Raw genomic sequence first — 18,861 nt, forward strand, 5'->3', positions numbered from 1 at the left:
ACGCACCAAAGCAATCTCGTCCGGAGTCACACACTCTCAACGCCATACCGGGCCAGCAGGACACGCAACACCAAAACCAACCTGACCAAGCACTACTAGGAATCGCACATGGCGCAAGGATCCTCTCACCGTCCGCACCGCGTCGCGGTGATCGTCGACGAGGGCACCAACCCGTTCGAGGTGGGGGTCGCCACGGAGCTGTTCGGGCTGCCCCGCCCGGAGCTCGCTCGGCCTGAGCCGCTCTACGAGGTGGTGCTCTGCACGCCCACGCGCGCGGTGCGGATGAACCACGGCTTCTTCGCGATGACCGGCACATCGGAACTGGACGCCGTCGACACGGCGGACACCCTCGTCGTGCCCGGCCGGCCCGACAACGTCGTCCCGCGCGGGACGGACGTCCTGGACGCCATCCGGCGCACCCACGCGCGCGGGGCCCGCGTCATGAGCTTCTGCACGGGCACGTTCGCGCTCGCGGAGGCCGGAGTGCTCGACGGGCGGCGCGCCACCACGCACTGGATGTGGGCCGACGCCTTCCGCGAGCTGCACCCGGGGGTACGGCTCGCCTCCGACGTGCTCTTCGTCGACGAGGGCGACCTGCTGACCGCCGCGGGCAGCGCCGCCGCGCTCGACCTGGGCCTGCACGTCGTACGGCGTGATTACGGCGCCGAGATCGCCAACGCCGTCTCCCGGCGGCTGGTGTTCGCCGCGCACCGCGACGGCGGGCAGCGGCAGTTCGTGGAACGGCCGCTGCCCGAGCTGCCGGACGAGTCCCTCGGACCGGTGCTGGCGTGGGCGCAGGAGCGGCTGGGGGAGTCACTGACGGTGGCGGATCTGGCGGCGCGGGCGGCGGTCAGCCCCGCGACGCTGCACCGTCGCTTCCGCGCCCAGCTCGGCACCACCCCGCTGGCCTGGCTGACCGGGGAGCGTGTGGCGCTCGCGTGCCGGCTGATCGAGCGGGGGGAGGAGCGCCTGGACGTGGTGGCGGACAGGAGTGGGCTCGGGTCCGCCGCGAACCTGAGGGTGCGGCTGCGGCACGGGACCGGACTCAGCCCGTCGGCGTACCGGCGGCGTTTCGGACCGGGCTCCGGGGAAGCGCTGACCGTATGAGATTCCTCGTGCGCGACCGCATCCTCGGCTTCGGTGACGACTACTGGATCGAGGACGACCACGGCAACCGGGTCTACCTCGTCGACGGCAAGGCGATCCGGATGCGGGACACCTTCGAACTGAAGGACACCGAGGGGCGGGTCCTGATCGACATCCGCCAGAAGATGTTCGCCCTGCGCGACACGATGGTGATCGAACGGGACGGCGAGCCGCTGGCGACGATCCGCCGCAAGCGGCTGTCGCTGCTGCGCAACCACTACCGGGTCGCCCTGGCGGACGGCCGCACCGAGCTGGACGTCAGCGGGAAGATCGTCGACCGGGAGTTCGCCGTGGAGTACGACGGCGAACTCCTCGCCGTCATCTCACGGCGGTGGCTGCACGTACGGGAAACCTACGGTGTCGACGTCGTCCGCGAGGACGCCGATGCAGCGCTGCTGATCGCGGTGGCGGTGTGCGTGATCCACCTCGCGGAGAAGGAGCGGGAGGACTGAGCGCGCCCGGAGGGGCGGGGGCTCAGCGCGCCCGGAGGGGCGGGGCTCAGCGCGCCCGGAGGGGCGGGGGCTCAGCGCCGGGGTGCCGCCACCCCGAGGACGCGGTCCTTCAGGGCCGGGAACTGCTCCCGGGTCGTGGCGACCCTCGCCGGGTCGAAGTCGACGGTGAGGACCTCCTCGCCGGCGCCGGCCTCCGCGAGCACCTCGCCCCACGGATCGACCACGATCGAGTGACCCGCCTGGGGAACCCCGGCGTGCGTCCCGGCCGTTCCACACGCGAGCACGAACGCCTGGTTCTCGACCGCCCGCGCCTGGGCCAGCAGCGTCCAGTGCGACCGGCGGCGCTCCGGCCAGCCCGCCGGGATGACCAGGGTCTCGGCACCGGCGTCGACGAGGCCGCGGAAGAGCTCGGGGAAACGGAGGTCGTAGCAGGTGGCCACACCGATGGTGGTCTCCGGCAGCGTCACGGTCACCAGGTCGCCGCCCGCGCCCATCAGGACGGCCTCGCCCTTGTCGAAGCCGAAGCGGTGGATCTTGCGGTAGGCGGCGGCGAGATCGCCGGTGGGGGAGAAGACGAGGGAGGTGTTGTAGAGGGTGCCGTCCGGGTCCCGTTCGGGGATCGAGCCGGCGTGCAGCCATACACCCGCGTCGCTCGCCGCCTTGGCCATCGCCTCGTGGGTCGGGCCCTGGAGCGGCTCGGATTCGGTGCCGAACTGCTGGTAGGCGAAGGCTCCGGTCGTCCACAGCTCGGGCAGCACCACGAGGTCGGCCGATCCGGCCTGCTCCCGCACCAGCGAGGCGACCCGCGCCCGCCGTACGTCGACCGATTCGCCCTCTTCCACGGCGATCTGGATCAGAGAGGCGCGCACACTACCACCGTCCTGGCATTCGAGTAGTCCACACGGGCCTACGATCGTCACACGAAAGCACTGCCGGGGTGCCTCACAGCAGCGTAACTTAGCGTCTCAAGACACCCGCCGACAGCCACCTCCCGCTGGCACCGCCGCCGCCACCATCCTGCCCGCCCGTGTACCGACCGCCGAGGGGTCCCGTTCCGTGAGTCTGCATCCCACCCTCCAGCCCTACGCCGACGCCTGGACCCACTCCATCGAAGCGATAACCGAGCTGGTGCAGCCGCTGGTGGAGGCGGACTGGAACCGCCGCACCCCGTGCCCGGGCTGGTCGGTCCGCGACATCGTGTCGCACGTCATCGGGCTGGACTGCGAGATGTACGGCGACCCGCGGCCGATCCACTCGCTGCCCCGGGACCTCTTCCACGTCACCACCGACCTCCAGCGCTACATGGAGATACAGGTGGACGTCCGCCGGCACCACACGTCACCGGAGATGACGTCCGAGCTGGAGTACACGATCATCCGCCGCAACCGGCAGCTGCGGAACGAGTCGCGTGACCCCGGCGCCAAGGTGCGCGGCCCCCTCGGCACCGAGCTGACGCTGGAGGAGTCCATGCGCAACCACGCGTTCAACGTGTGGGTGCACGAGCAGGACCTGCGCGCCGCCCTCGGCCGCCCCGGCAACCTCGACTCCCCCGGTGCGCACGTCGCCCGGGACGTGCTCCTCTCCCAGCTCCCCGGCGTCGTGGCCACCCGGGCCGACGCCCCGCGCAGCTCCGCCGTCGTCTTCGACGTCCACGGGCCGATCGAGTTCCTGCGCACCATCCGCGTCGACATCCAGGGCCGCGGCACCCTGGAGACGGCCCCCGCCCTCGGGCCCGCCGCCTCCTTCGCCCTCGACTGGGAGACGTACGTCCGCCTCGCCTGCGGCCGGGTGAGCCCGGAGGCGGTCGCGGACCGGGTCAAGGCGGAGGGCGAGCCGGAGCTGACGGCGGCGATCCTGCGGAACTTCGCGGTCACGCACTAGCCTGCATGTCGGCATGCCCGCGTGCCTGCGCGGCAGTACAACGGAACGGGCCCGTCGTGAGCGTCACGACGGGCCCGTCCGCACACGGGTGGGTGCGCGTCAGCTGATCTTGGCGTAGCCGAAGTTGATGAGCTTCTTCACGTCCGCCGTGCGGTTGGCCGCCGTGGAGGAGGTGAGGACGGTACCGATCACCGACTCGCCGTTGAGCGTGGCCGCGAAGACCAGGCAGTACTTGGAGTCCGTACCGGAGCCGGTCTTCACGCCGAGCGTGCCGTTCCAGCCGAGCAGCGTGTTGGTGTTGGCCCACGCCGCCATCGTCCGCGTGGAGCCGGTCTTCGTGACCGTCTTCGCCGTGTAGGACTTGGTCTTCACGACGGTCTTGAAGGTGGAGCTCTTCATCGCGCTGCGGGCGAGCAGCGTGAGGTCGCGCGGCGTCGAGTAGTTCGAGCCGTTGCTGATGCCGTCGAACGAGTCGAAGTGCGTGTTCGTCATGCCCAGGCTCTTGGCCGTGCTGTTCATCTTGGCGATGAACGACTTCACCCGGGCGGCCCGGGTGGTGCCCGTGCCGAACTTGTCGGCGAGCGCGTACGCCGCCTCGCAGCCCGACTTGAGCATCATTCCGTACAGCAGCTGACGGACGGTGACCTTGTCACCGACGATCAGGTTGGCCGACGAGGCGCCCTTGGCGACGATGTAGTCGCTGTACGCCTTCTGGATCGTGACCTTGGTGTCCAGGTTCAGGTTCGACTGCGAGAGCACCACCTTCGCAGTCATGATCTTCGTGGTGGAGGCGGTGAGCCTCTTGGTGTCAGCAGCCTTGGCGTACAGCGCCTTTCCGGTGGCGCCGTTCATCACGAACCCGCCCTTGGCGGTGATCGAAGGCGTCGTCACAGCCTGCGCGGGCGCCGCGGTGAGAGCTCCGGTGGCGAGCACTGCGCCGGTCGTCACGACGACGGCCGCGGCCCTGCGGACACGGAAGCCCTTGGTGGCGGTTATCAACTGAAATACCCCGATTACGTCGAATGCCCCTGAGGTGCGGCCGAGTTGCAGGGGAAAGCAGAAGGGGCCGCATGTGTGTGACACGTAAGTAGCACAGATAGTTGTGCGCTTGCTGCGAGGGGACCCCCTGACGCCCCACCCGTGACCCGTTCGGGGGGCTCCTCGGCCCGGGGTCCGCATGATGGACGCGGAACTCCCATGCGTACGTGTTGTATCTATCCTGTGGACATGCCATCCGCGCCGCCCGCACCCCTCAAGCAGCCACCCGCCGCCGACCGCGTCTACACCCACGTCAAGCAGGGAGTCCTGGACCGCCGCTACGAGGGCGGCACGCTCCTCACCGAGGGCGAGCTCGCCGAGGCCGTCGGCGTCTCGCGCACGCCGGTGCGCGAGGCGCTGCTGCGCCTGGAGGTGGAGGGGCTGATCAAGCTCTACCCGAAGAAGGGCGCCCTGGTCCTGCCGGTGTCCGCGCAGGAGATCGCGGACGTCGTGGAGACCCGGCTGCTGGTGGAGGAGCACGCGGCGCGCAAGGCCGTCCCCGCGCCGCCGGCGCTCATCGAGCGGCTGGAGGAACTGCTCGCGCGGCAGCGGACGCAGGCGGCCGCCGGCGACCTGGCCGGGGCCGCCGTCACCGACCGCTGCTTCCACGCGGAGATCGTCCGCAGCGGCGGCAACGAGATCCTGTCCCGGCTCTACGACCAACTGCGGGACCGACAGCTGCGGATGGGCGTCGCGGTCCTGCACTCCCACCCCGACCGGATCGCCAAGACCCTCACCGAGCACGCCGAGATCCTGGAGGCGCTGCGCTCCGGCGACGCGGAGGCGGCCGTGGGGATCGTCCACCGGCACGTCGGCTGGTTCTCGCACCTGGCCCGGGGGGAGGTCCGATGAGCCCGGCCAGGCCCCTGGGCAACACCACCCGACCGGGTGACCCGCCGGGCGGGCGGCGCGCCGTCGCCGTCTGGGGGATCGGCGTGTCCGTCTACTTCGTCGCCGTCATCTTCCGTACCTCCCTGGGAGTGGCGGGCCTGGACGCCGCCGACCGCTTCCAGGTGAACGCCTCCGCGCTGTCCACCTTCTCGATCCTCCAGCTGCTGGTGTACGCGGGCATGCAGATACCGGTCGGTCTGCTCGTGGACCGGCTCGGCACCAAGAAGGTCCTGGGCATCGGCGTGGTCCTCTTCACCGCCGGGCAGCTCGGGTTCGCCCTCTCCCCGACGTACGGCACGGCGCTCGCCTCGCGGGCGCTGCTCGGGTGCGGGGACGCCATGACGTTCATCAGCGTGCTGCGGCTGGGCACCCGGTGGTTCCCGGCGCGGCGCGGGCCGATGGTCGCGCAGTTCGCGGGGCTGGCGGGCATGGCGGGCAACCTCGTGTCCACGCTGGTGCTGGCACGGCTGCTGCACGGCGTGGGGTGGACCGCCGCGTTCGCGGGCAGTTCGCTCGCCGGGGTCGTCGTCCTGGTGCTGCTGGTGCTGTTCCTGAAGGACCACCCCGAGGGACACGAGCCCGAGCCGTTCCCGCACCAGGGCGCCGCCTACGTACGGCGGCAGATCGCGGCCTCCTGGCGGGAGCCGGGCACCCGGCTGGGCCTGTGGGTGCACTTCACCACCCAGTTCCCGGCGATGGTGTTCCTGCTGCTGTGGGGGCTGCCGTTCCTCGTCGAGGCCCAGGGCCTCGACCGGGCCACCGCCGGCGAACTGCTCACCCTCGTCGTCCTGTCCAACATGGCCGTCGGACTCGTGTACGGGCAGGTCGTCGCCCGGCACCACGGGGCGCGCCTGCCGCTCGCGCTCGGCACCGTCGGGGCGACCGCGCTGCTGTGGGCGGCCACGCTGGCCTACCCGGGCGACCACGCGCCGATGTGGCTGCTGGTGGTGCTGTGCGTGGTGCTCGGGGCCTGCGGGCCCGCCTCGATGATCGGGTTCGACTTCGCCCGGCCGGCCAACCCGCCCGAGCGGCAGGGCACCGCGTCCGGAATCACCAACATGGGCGGATTCGTCGCCTCCATGACGACCCTCTTCGCGATCGGCGTCCTGCTGGACGCCACCGGTGACGACTACCGGGCCGCCTTCTCCGCGGTGTTCGTGCTCCAGGCCGTCGGGGTGAGCCAGATCCTGCGGCTGCGCAGGCGGGCGGCCCGGAGGGAGCGGGAGCGGCTGGTCGCCAGCCGGGTCTCCACCGTGCACGTGCCCGCGTAGACACGGCCCGGTGCCGGCCCCGGTGCCGTGCCGGTCCCGGCCCCGGTGCCGGTGCCGTGCCGGTCCCGGCCCCGGCCCCGGTGCCGGTGCCGGTGCCGGTCCCGGGCGGAACGGACGCCGTTGAAAATCAGGTTGTCCGACCGCCACTCCGGGACCTACCGTCGAAACCATCGACGTGTAGCTCAACAGCAGAGCACCGGGCTGTGGTCCCAGAGGGCACGGGGGCGGAACCCGTCACGTCGGCTCGACGACGTGTAGCTCAGCAGCGGAGCACCGGGCTGTGGTCCCGGAGGGCACGGGGGCGGAACCCGTCACGTCGGCTTATGGACAACGACGCTGACCAGCAGCACCTCGCAGAGGCGAACCCGGGCTACGCGTCCGGCCAACTGGCCAAGGCGCTCAGGACCGCCCACACCCACCAGGACCCCGACACCCGCCGGCGGGCCCAGGAGAAGGGCCGCGCCTGGCGGGCCGTCCTCGCCGGCATGGCGAGCGGCCTGCTCTCCGTCGGCTCGCGCACCCCGGTCGCCGGACTGCCCGCCTGGGTGACCCCGCAGGTCGTCCGCGGCGGCTTCGCCTCCGGCGAGGCCGCGGCCGGCGGCCCCCTGCGCCCCTACGAGACCGAGGTCGCGCGGCAGGCGGGCATCCCGGCGGAGCGGCGGGCCCTCTTCGCGTACTGGCTGTCCGAGGACGGACTGCGCCACCTGTACGACCTGCTGGACAGCGGCCGCTACGAGGTGACCGTCCCCGAGGAGGCCGCCCTGCTCACCGTCGCCTGGCTCGCCCGGGCCGGCGAGACGGACGCCGCCCTGGACCTCGTCGAGGAACTGGTCCCCTTCGCGGACCGGCTGCGCTTCACCCCGGCCCCCGCCGACCGCCCCGCGCCCGACGCCGCCGCGGTGCACCGCCGGACCGTCGGCGACGCCCGGCACGACCTGGGCCGGCGCCGGCCCGGCGAGGCCGTGGAGACACAGCGGGAAGCGCTGGCCGTCTGGCAGCCGTTCGGGGACGAACTGCTCGCGCACTGGCTGGAGACGGCCGAGGACGGCCGGGTCCTGACGCGCACACCCGACGCCGCCTGGCACGAGCGGAGCGCCGCCCTGCTACGCCGCTACCGCGACCTCGCCCGCCGGCACACCCGCTGCACCAAGCACCTCAACCCCAAGCAGAACCTCGCCATCCTGCGGGGCGCGCTGGAGGAGTCCGTCGCCGGACGCCCGCTCGACGCGCGCCGGCTCGGGCTGCTGCGGCACGCGGTCACCTCCATGGTGCGGCGGCGCGGCCTGCCCGGCTCCCCCGGACTGACGGCGCTGCGCCGGGAACAGGCCGCGCAGGCGGCGCTGCCCTCACACCACGCGCTGGCCCAGCTGGTACTGCGCCGGCTGTCCGGGCTGCCGCCGGAGGAGGGCGTCACCGAGGTCGGGCCGCTCGTCGCCGAGGTGAGCGAGGAGGAGGCCCGGGAGACGGGACTGCCCGCGGGGGCGGCGATCCCGCGCGCCCTGCGCCGGCCCGTCGAGACCGCGCTGAGCGCGACGCTGGGCACGCTGGTGGAGCGCGGTGTGGTGCCGTCGAGTGAGGTGCTGGCCGAACTGGTCCCGCAGCTCGTCGCCGTGACGACCGCGCAGGCCTACCCGGACGACTCGCTGCGCACCCTGGCCGCCGCCCACTACCGCGCCTTCCGCAACCGCCGGTCGCTGCTGCTGCTCAACCTGGAGCGGCAGGTGCGGACGGAGGAGCTGCCGTGGGTGAAGGCCGTGGCCGGGTGGCGGGCCGGCGGCGAGGCGGACGAGGTGTCCGCCCTCGCGCTGCGACAGCTCGGCGAACTGGCCGTGCAGGCCTTTCCGGGCACGATCCTGCCCAACCCGCTCGTCCGCGAACTGTCCGTCCTCGCCCGCCAGGCCGACCTCGGCGCTCCGCTGGTCGAGGAGCTGGCCGCCGACATCTTCATGGGCACGTTCACCCCGAAGTTCCTCGTCGCCGCCCGGATCGCCGCGGAACTCCTCGGAGGCGGCTCGCTCTACGAGCGCTACTACGCCATCGACTACCGCGCCGTGCGCAACCTGGCGATCCTCGAAGCCGGTGAGGCCCAGCTCCGGACGGTCCGGCCCCGGACCTCGCCCCGGTTCGCGCAGCTGTGCGCCGAGCGGGCCGGGGCCTCCTCGGCCCGCTCGCGGTGGGGTTCCGGATCGGTGGCGGCGAACGGCACGGTGATCGAGCAGGCGCAGATCCTCACCACGCACAACCTCGCCACCCTGGTCCACCGGGTCGGCATCAGCCCGGCCTCCGGCTGGGAGGACCTGGCCCTCCGCAGCTTCGACACCGTCTGCCGCCTGACCGCCCGCGTCCACGGGAACCCGCGTCCCCTCGCCACCATCAAGGACACTGCCTACGCCTGGCGCCAGATGCTGTTCCACCTGTCCCTGTGCACCCCTCGGGAGCAGTCCCGCACCCTGGACCGGCTGACCGAGGAGACCGCCCGCCGCCCCGGCCACGTCGTGACCCGGCTGGCTCCCGCCCTGACCGGTCTGCGGCAGACCGCCGAAGGCGGCTCGGCGGACGAGGGCGAAGGCCGACGGCTGCTGGGGTGGACCACCGACGGCCACTGGATGCGGAGGGAAACGCCGGGGGCCACCGCCACCCGTTGAGACGGGCGTGCGGTGGGTGGTACCCACCGGTGGGACGACTCCGCGGGGGGCGGCCCCACGCGTTGATGCGGCCCCGCCCGGTGGGGCGACCCCATCCGGCGAGGCGCCCCCACGCGGTAGGACGGCCCCATCCAGCGACGCGCCCCCACGCGGTGGGACGGTCCCGCCCGGTGGGGCGACCCCGCCCGGTGGGGCGACCACACGCGGTAGGACGGCCCCATCCAGCGACGCGCCTCCACGCGGTGGGACGGTCCCGCCCGGTGGGGCGACCCCGCCCGGCGCCGCGGCGACCCCACCCGAGGGGGCCGCCGCTCCCCGCGCTCACCGGGGCTCAGGCCCAGGTGATCAGCTTCTTCGGCTGCTCCAAAATCGCCGCCACGTCCGCCAGTACCTTGGAGCCCAGCTCGCCGTCGACCAGGCGGTGGTCGAAGCTCAGCGCGAGCGTGGTCACCTGACGCGGCTTCACCTTGCCCTTGTGCACCCACGGCTGGAGCTTGATCGCGCCGATCGCCAGGATCGCGGACTCGCCGGGGTTGAGGATCGGTGTGCCGGTGTCGATGCCGAAGACGCCGACGTTGGTGATGGTGACCGTGCCACCCTGCATGGCCGCAGGAGGCGTCCTCCCCTCGCGCGCCGTCGCCACCAGCTCGCCCAGCGCCTCGGCGAGCTGGGGCAGCGTCTTGTCGTGGGCGTCCTTGATGTTCGGCACGATCAGACCGCGCGGGGTCGCGGCCGCGATGCCCAGGTTGACGTAGTGCTTGCGCACGATCTCCTGGTTGGCCTCGTCCCAGGACGCGTTGATGTCCGGGTTCCGCCTGAGGGCGACCAGCAGCGCCTTGGCGATGAGCAGCAGCGGGTTGACCCGCAGGCCCTGCATGTCCTTGTCCTGCTTGAGCTCCTCGACGAGCTTCAGCGTGCGGGTCACGTCGACCGTCACGAACTCCGTGACGTGCGGCGCCGTGAACGCCGACCCCACCATGGCCTGCGCGGTCGCCTTGCGCACCCCCTTGACGGGGACACGGGTCTCGCGGGCCGCGTCGTACGAGACCACCGGGGCCGGGGCCGGGGCGGTGACGGGAGCGGCGGCGGGCACGGGGGCGGCCGCCGGGACGGGCTGCGGCACCTCCGGCCGCGTGGGCTCGGGGGCCTGCTCCAGGGCCACCGCCGCGTGGACGTCCTCGCGCGTGATGATGCCGTCCGGGCCGGACGGGACCACCGTCGCGAGGTCCACGCCCAGGTCCTTGGCGAGCTTCCGCACGGGCGGCTTGGCCAGCGGGCGGGCCTTGCCGACGGGGGCGGCGGACGGGCCGGGGGCCGGTGCGGGGGTCGGTACGGCGGACGGGCCGGGAGCCCGAGCGGGGGCCGGTGCGGCGTGCGCCGCCGGGCCGTGGCCGTTCAGTTCCGCCTGGACGGCGGCGGCCGCCGGTTCCTGGGCGGGAACCTCCGCGGCCTTGCGCGGACGGCGCTTGGTCGAGGAGGCGGCCACGCCGTACCCGACCAGGACCGGCTGGCGGCCGGAACCCTCCGCCTCGGGCGCGCCGGGCTCCCCCGCCACGGCCGGGGCGTCCGCCGGGGCGGCGGCCTGCGCGGGAGCCGCCGCCGACGCCTCGCCGCCCGCCACGTCCACCGCGATGATCGCCGTGCCCACGTCCACCGTGGTGCCCTCGGGGAAGTGGAGCGCGCGGACCACGCCGTCGTAGGGGATGGGCAGTTCGACGGCGGCCTTGGCCGTCTCGACCTCGCACACCACCTGACCGTCGGTCACCGTGTCCCCGGGCCGGACATACCACTTGAGGATCTCGGCCTCGGTGAGCCCCTCGCCCACGTCCGGCATCCTGAACTCGCGAACGGACGCTTCCGTCATCGTCGTCACGACCCTCTCCTCAGTACGCCAGGGCACGGTCGACGGCGTCGAGCACCCGGTCCAGACCCGGCAGGTACTCCTCCTCCAGACGCGCCGGCGGGTACGGGACGTGGTAGCCGCCGACCCGGAGCACGGGAGCCTCCAGGTGGTAGAAGCAGCGCTCCGTGATCCGGGCGGCGATCTCCGCGCCCGAGCCGAAGAACACCGGTGCCTCGTGGACCACGACCAGACGGCGGGTCTTCTCCACGGATGCCTGGATGGAGTCGAAGTCGAGGGGGGAGACCGAACGCAGGTCCAGGACCTCCAGACTCTTGCCCTCCTCCGCGGCCGCGTCGGCGGCCTCCCGGCAGACCTTCACCATCGGGCCGTAGGCGACGAGGGTCACGTCGGTGCCCTCGCGGACGACCTGCGCCTTGTGCAGCGGGCCGGGGATGGCCTCGGTGTCGACCTCGCCCTTGTCCCAGTAGCGCCGCTTGGGCTCGAAGAAGATCACCGGGTCGTCGCTCTGGATGGCCTGCTGCATCATCCAGTAGGCGTCCCCGGCGTTCGACGGGGAGACCACCTTCAGGCCCGCCACGTGCGCGAAGAGCGCCTCGGGGGACTCCGAGTGGTGCTCGACGGCGCCGATGCCACCGCCGTAGGGGATGCGGACGACGACGGGGAGCTTGACCTTGCCCAGTGAGCGGGCGTGCATCTTCGCGAGCTGGGTGACGATCTGGTCGTAGGCCGGGAAGACGAAGCCGTCGAACTGGATCTCCACCACCGGGCGGTAGCCGCGCAGGGCCAGGCCGATCGCGGTGCCCACGATGCCCGACTCGGCGAGCGGGGTGTCGATGACGCGGGACTCGCCGAAGTCCTTCTGGAGGCCGTCCGTCACCCGGAACACGCCGCCGAGCTTGCCGACGTCCTCGCCCATGACGAGGACCTTGGGGTCGGAGTCCAGCGCGTGCCGCAGCGACTCGTTGATCGCCTTCGCCAGAGCCATGGTCGTGCTGGTCTTGCTGGTCGCAGTGCCGGCCATCTCAGTTGCCCCCCTCACCCGCGGCGACGCCGCTGTCGGACTCCGTCTCGAACGACGCCTGGTAGGCGGCGAACCGGGCCCGCTCCTCGTCGACGAGCGCGTGCCCGTCCGCGTACGCGTTCTCGAAGATGGCGAAGTGGTCCGGGTCCGGCATGGCACGGACCGCTTCGCGCACTCGCCTGCCCAACGCCTCGCTCTCGGCCTCGAGTTCCGCGAAGAATCCCTCGTCCGTGTGGTTTGAGGCCTCCAGGTACCGGCGCAGGCGCAGGATCGGGTCCTTGGCCTCCCAGGCGACGCGCTCGTCGTCGTGCCGGTAGCGGGTGGGGTCGTCGGAGGTGGTGTGGGCGCCCATCCGGTACGTGTACGCCTCGACGAGGGTCGGCCCCTCGCCGCGACGAGCCCGCTCCAGGGCCCACTTGGTGACCGCGAGGCAGGCGAGGACGTCGTTGCCGTCGACGCGGACGCCCGGGAAGCCGTAGCCCTGCGCGCGCTGGTAGAGCGGGACGCGGGTCTGCTTCTCGGTCGGCTCGGAGATCGCCCACTGGTTGTTCTGGCAGAAGAACACCACCGGCGCGTTGTAGACGGCGGAGAAGGTGAACGATTCGGCGACGTCGCCCTGGCTGGAGGCACCGTCGCCGAAGTAGGCGAGGACCGCGCTGTCCGCGCCGTCCTTGGCGATGCCCATCGCGTAGCCGGTGGCGTGCAGCGTCTGGGAGCCGATGACGATCGTGTAGAGGTGGAAGTTGTTCCCGTTGGGATCCCAGCCGCCGTTGTTGACGCCGCGGAACATGCCCAGCAGGTTGGCCGGGTCGACACCGCGGCACCAGGCGACGCCGTGCTCGCGGTAGGTCGGGAAGACGTAGTCGTCGTCGCGCAGGGCGCGGCCGGAGCCGATCTGGGCGGCCTCCTGGCCGAGCAGCGAGGCCCACAGGCCCAGCTCGCCCTGGCGCTGGAGGGAGGTGGCCTCGGCGTCGAAGCGGCGGGTGAGCACCATGTCGCGGTACAGGCCGCGCAGCTCGTCGGGGGTGACGTCGGCGATGTACGGGTCGTACTCGGCGTCCTTCACGCGCTTGCCCTCGGGCGTGAGCAGCTGGACGAGCTCGGGCTCGCCGCCCTTCCCGGCGGTGGCGCCGGCGGCACGGGCGGTGCGGGCCCCGGCGGCGGTGCGCTTGCCGGCGGCGCGCTTACCGCCGGTGGCCTTGGCCGCGGCGGCGCGGGTGGTGCCGGCCGCCGTCTCGGTGCCGGTGGCGCCGGCCTTGCCTCCGGCGCTGCGTCGCGGCTTGCGCGCGGCAGTGCTCTCCACGGTCACGTGTGCTCCTCCGTCGGTCCGGCCCCCGGGGTTGCCGGGAACCAGTACGGCTCACCTGTTCCGACACCCGCGCACGGGGTGGGTGCCACTCGGCCGGAACAGGCGTGACAGGTGCCCCGGCGAGCGCCCTGCAAGATGCACGTTACCCAGTACGCCACATATCTGTGAAACCCCACCTGACCTGCGTTTTTGCTTGGATTTCCAAGTAAAATCGGCAAACTCGGGAAGGATCCTGGTCACAGCCTTGCAGGAGGCCGGAGCAACGGCACGTTATCCCGTCGGCCTCGGCAACGGGAAGAGCACGGATAGACGAGCGCACCAACCCACCGGAAAGGGCGAATCACCCCATACCACCACACCGGCCACCGGCCCGGGGGATCACTTCCCGCCCGAGGCCCACCCCAAGGCGACCGTCGGGGACCGCTTGTGACGCCTGGTGACTGTGTGTGACAACGCGCAGCTCACGGCGCCGAACAGTGCCCTAGCATCGGGCGCGTGCCGCGCTCCTGTGTACCACCCCTCATGCCCCACGCGCCCCCTCTGGGCGCCCTGCTCCGCCGGTACGCCGCCGGCTCCCCCCTCGACTGCGCGCCCGTCGACCAAGGGCTGCTGAACCGCGGCTACCGGCTGCGCACGACCCACGGCCGCTACTTCCTCAAGCACCACTTCGACCCGGACACCGCCGACGAGGCCTCGATCGTCCGCCAGCACCGGGCCACCCAGCGCCTGGCCGACCTGGGGGTCCCCGTGGCGCCCCCGCTGCCCGGCCGCGACGGGCGCACGGTCGCCGTCGTCGGCGGCCACGCCTACGCCCTGCACCCGTGGATCGACGGCCGCCACCGCCACGGCGCCCAGCTCACCCCCGACGAGTGCGCCCGTCTGGGGGCGCTGCTGGGAGTCGTGCACGCGAGCCTGGAGCGGGTGATGCCGGCGCACGCGCGGGCCCGCGCCACACCCCCGGAGAGCGTCGCCCCGGCCGACACCTTCGCCGTGATCGACGACCTCCTCGCGCGCGTGCGCCGGCACCGCCCCGCCGACTCCTTCGACGAACTGGCCCACCACCGGCTCCTGGAACGGCGCGCCCTGCTGGAACGGAACGCGGACCGCCGTCCCCCGCGCAGCGGCCCGGCCGGCTGGGTGCACGGGGACTTCCACCCGTTCAACCTGCTCTACCGCGACGACGCCCCCGCCGCCATCGTCGACTGGGACCGGCTCGGCGTGCAGCCGCGCGCCGAGGAGGCCGTCCGCGCCGCCGCGATCTTCTTCGTCCTGCCCGGCGGCACCCTCGACCTGCCCAAGGCCCGGGCGTACGCGCGCGCGTACCGGCGCGCCGCAGGGGCCACCCCCTCGGAACTCGCGGCGGCCGTGCACCGCGTGTGGTGGGAACGCCTCAACGACTTCTGGATGCTGCGCTGGCACTACGAGCGCGGCGACACCCGCGCCGACCCCCAGTTCCCGGCGGCCTCCGCCCTGGCGGTGTGGTGGACGCGCGAGTACGACGCGGTGTGCGACGTCTTCACGCTCTGACCCGGGTGCGGGGCCGCCCCGTCGGGGCGGGCCGCGAAGACGACGACGCGCGCGTGGAGAGCCCGGTCGGGGCCCCACGCGCGCGTGGTGGTGCGGACGGAGGAGATCAGCCGCCGATGGTGCCGAGGCTGGTGGTGCCCTGGTCGCTGCCGCTGGAGGTGCCCGTCGCGGAACCGGCGTCGTCGCCGCTCCCGTCGTCGGTGCCCGAGTCGCTCGACTCGGTGTCGGTCGGCTCCTCCGACGGCTGCGTCTCCGACGGCTCCTCCGACGGCTGCTCGCTCTCCTCGCTGCTGTAGCTCGGGGAGGGCGAGTACGACGGCGTGTACGACGGCGTGTACTCCGAACCGTAGTTCGAACCGGAGCTGCCCTCCGTCGTCTCCTCCTCCGTCGACTCGTCGGTCGGCGAGTCGCTCGGGGACGCGCTGCTCTCGTCCTCCGTCGCGGACTGCGTGACGGTCGGGGACTCCGTGGTCCCCGACCCGCCGCCGCCGTCCGAACCGCCGTTGTTCAGCGCGAGGGCGACACCGGCCGCGATGGCGATCACCGCGAGGACGGCGAGCACCCACAGCTTGCCGCGGCCGCTGCCCCTGTTGCCGTGCCCCTCGAACCCGCCGTCGTCGCCGCCTCCTCCGTAGCCCGAGGGCAGGATCGGCTGGGGGATCTGCGAGGTGCTGGAGCCGTCGGCGCCGTGCGGCATCGCCGTGGTGCCCGCGAACCCGGCCGCGGCGGCACCCCCGGCGGCGGCCGCGTCGACCGGCCCGGTGTTCCAGGTGCCGGTGTGGCCGCCCTGGTCGTACAGCATCTGCAGGGCGTACTGGACCAGGCCGCGCATCTCCTCCGCGGTCTGGAAGCGGTCGTCGGGCTCCTTGGCGAGGGAGCGCATGACGAGGCCGTCGAGTTCGGGCGGGCAGGCGCCGTCCGAGGTGCGCGACGGCGGCACCGGGATGTCCTGGACGTGCTGGTAGACCACCGACAGCGGCGTCTCGCCGGTGAACGGCGGCCGCAGCGCGAGCAGTTCGTACAGCAGGCAGCCCGTGGCGTACAGGTCGGATCGGTGGTCGACGGCCTTGCCGAGGGCCTGCTCCGGGGAGAGGTACTGCGGAGTGCCCATGACCATGCCGGTCTGCGTCATCGTCGTGGACGCGCCGTGCAGGGCGCGGGCGATGCCGAAGTCCATCACCTTCACCGCGCCGTTGTCCGTGATGATCACGTTCGCCGGCTTGATGTCGCGGTGGACGATGCCGTGCTGGTGCGAGTAGGCCAGCGCCTCCAGCACCCCGGAGACGATGATCAGTGCCTGCTCGGGACCCGGCGCCTCGGCGTTGAGCAGCAGATCACGGATCGTCCGCCCCTCGACCAGCTCCATGACGATGTACGGCACGCTCTGGCCGCCCACGAAGTCCTCGCCGGAGTCGTACACGGCGACGATCGCGTGGTGGTTGAGGCCGGCCACCGACTGGGCCTCGCGGGTGAACCGGGCCTTTGACACCGGGTCCTCGGCGAGATCGGCGCGCAGCAGCTTGACGGCGACGGTGCGCCCGAGGCGCACGTCCTCGGCGGCGAACACCTCCGCCATGCCGCCCCGGCCTAGTCTGTGGGTCAGCCGGTACCGGCCGTCCCCGACAAGCCCGCCGTTACCCCACAGCTCCGGCGCATCTGACATACCGCCGCCAGTCGCCTCGGGGTCGGACGGGCCCTGAGCGCGCTGCTGCTGTGCCATCGGTCCTCGCCGTCGTTTCTGCCCGCGGTGCGCGCGGTGTTGTCACGGTCTCCGTCGGCCACGCTACAGCCTCCGCGCAAGCCGCCGGTCCGGGATGAGCGCGGGTACAGGTCGGAGACCGGACCGGCCATCAAACCCGCACTCCGGGCCGGCGTGCAAATTCTGTGTACCGGCCGTACGCCGCCTGTAACGCTTCCGCGACGCTTCTTTCGCGTACGGTCACGGAACGGGCACCGCGCTTGACGTGTCAGTGGCCTGGGGCAGACTTGGCCGGGAATGGCACTTTCGATCAATGGCTGGCCACAGCAAGCGGCAGGTGCCCGACGCCTTACGGGGGACGCAGAAGATGAGCCAGGACGGCGCGCAGGGCCGGTATGCGGGGCGGGCGCTCGCCGGCGGCCGCTATCAGCTGCGCGACTTGCTCGGCGAGGGCGGCATGGCCTCCGTCCACCTCGCCTACGACTCCGTGCTCGACCGTCAGGTCGCGATCAAGACACTCCACACCGAGCTCGGTCGCGAGCAGGCCTTCCGCGAGCGCTTCCGCCGCGAGGCCCAGGCCGTGGCGAAGCTCACGCACACCAACATCGTCTCCGTCTTCGACACGGGCGAGGACGACGTGGACGGCATGACGACGCCGTACATCGTCATGGAGTACATCGAGGGCCGCCCGCTCGGGTCGGTGCTCGACGCGGACGTGCGGCAGCAGGGCGCGATGCCCGCCGACAAGGCGCTGAAGATCACCGCGGACGTGCTGGCGGCGCTGGAGATCAGCCACGAGATGGGGCTGGTCCACCGCGACATCAAGCCCGGCAACGTGATGATGACCAAGCGCGGTGTCGTCAAGGTGATGGACTTCGGCATCGCGCGCGCGATGCAGTCCGGCGTCACCTCGATGACGCAGACCGGCATGGTCGTCGGCACCCCGCAGTACCTCTCGCCCGAGCAGGCGCTGGGCCGGGGCGTGGACGCCCGCTCCGACCTGTACTCGGTCGGCATCATGCTGTTCCAGCTGGTCACCGGCCGGCTTCCGTTCGACGCGGACTCGCCGCTGGCGATCGCGTACGCGCACGTGCAGGAGGAGCCGGTGGCTCCCTCCTCCGTCAACCGCGCGCTGCCGCCGGCCGTGGACGCGCTGGTCGCCCGCGCGCTGAAGAAGAACCCGAACGAGCGCTTCCCCACCGCCGTGGCCATGCGCGACGAGTGCCTGCGCGTCGCGGCCTCCTTCCAGGCCGCCCCGCCGAGCATCGTCCCCGGCGCCCAGACGTCGAGCGGCGCGGGCGTCGGCTCCGCGGTCTTCCCGCCGGTCGGCCAGGGCACCCAGGGACCGACGGGCCATGTGCAGACGCCGTACCAGCCCGCGCCGAACAACCCGTACGGCACCCCGGCACCCTCGACGCCCGCCCCGGCGCCGTCCTACGGCTATCCGGCGCAGGGCGGTTACCAGACGCCCGCCCCGTCGTACGGCCACCAGCAGGCGCCGCACACCCCGCCCGCCTACAACCTCACCCCGCAGCCGTCGACGGCCGTGGGCTCCGGCGATGGACGGGCGAGCAGCAAGCCGGTGGTCGTCGGCTCGACCATCGTCGCGGTCGTGGCCGTCGGCGCCCTGCTCGGCACCCTCATGGCGAACGACGGCGGCGAGGACGACAAGGGCGGCTCGGGCGGAGCCAGTTCCAGCGCCTCCGCCACCAAGGCGGCCGGCTACCGCGGTCCGGACACCTCGAAGACGATCGACGCGGCCGAGTGCTCCGAGCCCGACGAGTCGTACAACGACCCCGACAAGATCCGCGTCCCGAACTTCCAGTTCAAGTACATCAAGTCGGTCAAGGAGTGCTTCCAGGCGGCCGGCTGGACGATGACGATCAAGGACGTCGACGAGAACACGTACGGCCAGGGCGCGGTCATGGACCAGTTCCCGTCCGCCGGGACGGACGTCGACCCCGAGGACATGCCGGAGATCGAGCTGAGCGTGTCGACGGGCAATCCGGCGTCCTGACGCCCCGGCACCCGAAAAGGGCCCGGCGCCGGTCGCCGGGCCCTTCTTACGGGGTCTGCTCTTACGGAGAGTCTGCTCGTACGGGGTCTGCTGGTACGGA

At 72.4% G+C, this 18,861-nt stretch carries 14 protein-coding genes and 2 tRNA genes; 10 read left to right on the top strand and 6 right to left on the bottom strand.

Translation table 11 applies throughout. From position 1 onward, the window contains the following. Positions 1-108: 108 nt before the first annotated feature. Positions 109-1,107, top strand: coding sequence for a helix-turn-helix domain-containing protein (locus ACIP67_RS15630; RefSeq protein ID WP_401692151.1), 999 nt, complete (start codon positions 109-111; stop codon positions 1,105-1,107). Then, a complete protein-coding gene (locus ACIP67_RS15635) occupies positions 1,104-1,598 on the top strand; it encodes an LURP-one-related/scramblase family protein (RefSeq protein ID WP_401692153.1) in 495 nt (164 codons plus the stop codon). The genes ACIP67_RS15630 and ACIP67_RS15635 overlap by 4 nt, the downstream gene beginning before the upstream one ends. 71 nt (positions 1,599-1,669) lie before the next feature. On the opposite strand, the gene ACIP67_RS15640 is transcribed toward ACIP67_RS15635, so the two are convergent. Beyond that, positions 1,670-2,467, bottom strand: coding sequence for a carbon-nitrogen family hydrolase (locus tag ACIP67_RS15640; RefSeq protein WP_401692155.1), 798 nt, complete (start codon positions 2,465-2,467; stop codon positions 1,670-1,672). 187 nt (positions 2,468-2,654) lie between these two features. Here ACIP67_RS15640 and ACIP67_RS15645 point away from each other — a divergent pair, with 187 nt between their 5' ends. Continuing rightward, complete coding sequence (locus tag ACIP67_RS15645) at positions 2,655-3,479, top strand: maleylpyruvate isomerase family mycothiol-dependent enzyme (protein ID WP_401692157.1); 825 nt, start codon at positions 2,655-2,657, stop codon at positions 3,477-3,479. 99 nt (positions 3,480-3,578) lie between these two features. Here ACIP67_RS15645 and ACIP67_RS15650 read toward each other — a convergent pair whose 3' ends face one another. Beyond that, entirely contained in the window at positions 3,579-4,478 is a 900-nt protein-coding gene (locus ACIP67_RS15650; RefSeq protein ID WP_401692159.1) for a D-alanyl-D-alanine carboxypeptidase family protein, read from the bottom strand. Positions 4,479-4,706: 228 nt separating this feature from the next. On the opposite strand from ACIP67_RS15650, the gene ACIP67_RS15655 reads away from it, so the two are divergent. From ACIP67_RS15655 to ACIP67_RS15675, 5 genes are all read left to right on the top strand, one after another. Next, on the top strand, positions 4,707-5,369 hold the full coding sequence (locus ACIP67_RS15655; RefSeq protein WP_401692161.1) for a GntR family transcriptional regulator: 663 nt from the start codon (positions 4,707-4,709) through the stop codon (positions 5,367-5,369). Next, positions 5,366-6,679 carry a nitrate/nitrite transporter gene (locus ACIP67_RS15660; protein ID WP_401692162.1) on the top strand — a complete coding sequence of 438 codons (1,314 nt, stop codon included), beginning with the start codon at positions 5,366-5,368 and terminating at the stop codon, positions 6,677-6,679. The genes ACIP67_RS15655 and ACIP67_RS15660 overlap by 4 nt, the downstream gene beginning before the upstream one ends. A gap of 171 nt (positions 6,680-6,850) precedes the next feature. Beyond that, positions 6,851-6,922 (top strand) — tRNA-His (locus ACIP67_RS15665). Positions 6,923-6,927: 5 nt separating this feature from the next. Continuing rightward, positions 6,928-6,999 (top strand) — tRNA-His (locus ACIP67_RS15670). Between the two features lie 3 nt (positions 7,000-7,002). Then, on the top strand, positions 7,003-9,324 hold the full coding sequence (locus ACIP67_RS15675) for a hypothetical protein (protein ID WP_401692164.1): 2,322 nt from the start codon (positions 7,003-7,005) through the stop codon (positions 9,322-9,324). Positions 9,325-9,655: 331 nt separating this feature from the next. Here the strand turns inward: ACIP67_RS15675 and ACIP67_RS15680 are convergent, their stop codons facing one another. From ACIP67_RS15680 to pdhA, 3 genes are read right to left on the bottom strand one after another with little or no spacing between them, the layout of a single operon-like run. Beyond that, a complete protein-coding gene (locus tag ACIP67_RS15680) occupies positions 9,656-11,197 on the bottom strand; it encodes a dihydrolipoamide acetyltransferase family protein (protein WP_401692165.1) in 1,542 nt (513 codons plus the stop codon). A gap of 10 nt (positions 11,198-11,207) precedes the next feature. Continuing rightward, positions 11,208-12,209: an alpha-ketoacid dehydrogenase subunit beta gene (locus ACIP67_RS15685; protein ID WP_401692167.1), complete on the bottom strand. Its 1,002-nt coding sequence runs from the start codon at positions 12,207-12,209 to the stop codon at positions 11,208-11,210. Position 12,210: 1 nt separating this feature from the next. Further along, on the bottom strand, positions 12,211-13,518 hold the full coding sequence (gene pdhA / locus ACIP67_RS15690; RefSeq protein WP_401692169.1) for a pyruvate dehydrogenase (acetyl-transferring) E1 component subunit alpha: 1,308 nt from the start codon (positions 13,516-13,518) through the stop codon (positions 12,211-12,213). Between the two features lie 522 nt (positions 13,519-14,040). On the opposite strand from pdhA, the gene ACIP67_RS15695 reads away from it, so the two are divergent. Beyond that, entirely contained in the window at positions 14,041-15,045 is a 1,005-nt protein-coding gene (locus tag ACIP67_RS15695) for a phosphotransferase (protein WP_401692170.1), read from the top strand. 106 nt (positions 15,046-15,151) lie between these two features. Here ACIP67_RS15695 and ACIP67_RS15700 read toward each other — a convergent pair whose 3' ends face one another. Next, the gene (locus ACIP67_RS15700; RefSeq protein WP_401692171.1) at positions 15,152-16,765 is read right to left on the bottom strand and encodes a protein kinase; all 1,614 of its coding nucleotides are present in this window, start codon (positions 16,763-16,765) and stop codon (positions 15,152-15,154) included. Between the two features lie 346 nt (positions 16,766-17,111). Between ACIP67_RS15700 and ACIP67_RS15705 the strand changes: the two genes are divergently transcribed. After that, positions 17,112-18,761 (top strand): protein kinase, encoded by a 1,650-nt coding sequence (locus ACIP67_RS15705; protein WP_401692505.1) that lies wholly within the window; start codon positions 17,112-17,114, stop codon positions 18,759-18,761. Positions 18,762-18,861: the final 100 nt, after the last annotated feature.

The organism is Streptomyces sp. NPDC088812, assembly GCF_044750285.1.
Classification (GTDB): Bacteria; Actinomycetota; Actinomycetes; order Streptomycetales; family Streptomycetaceae; genus Streptomyces.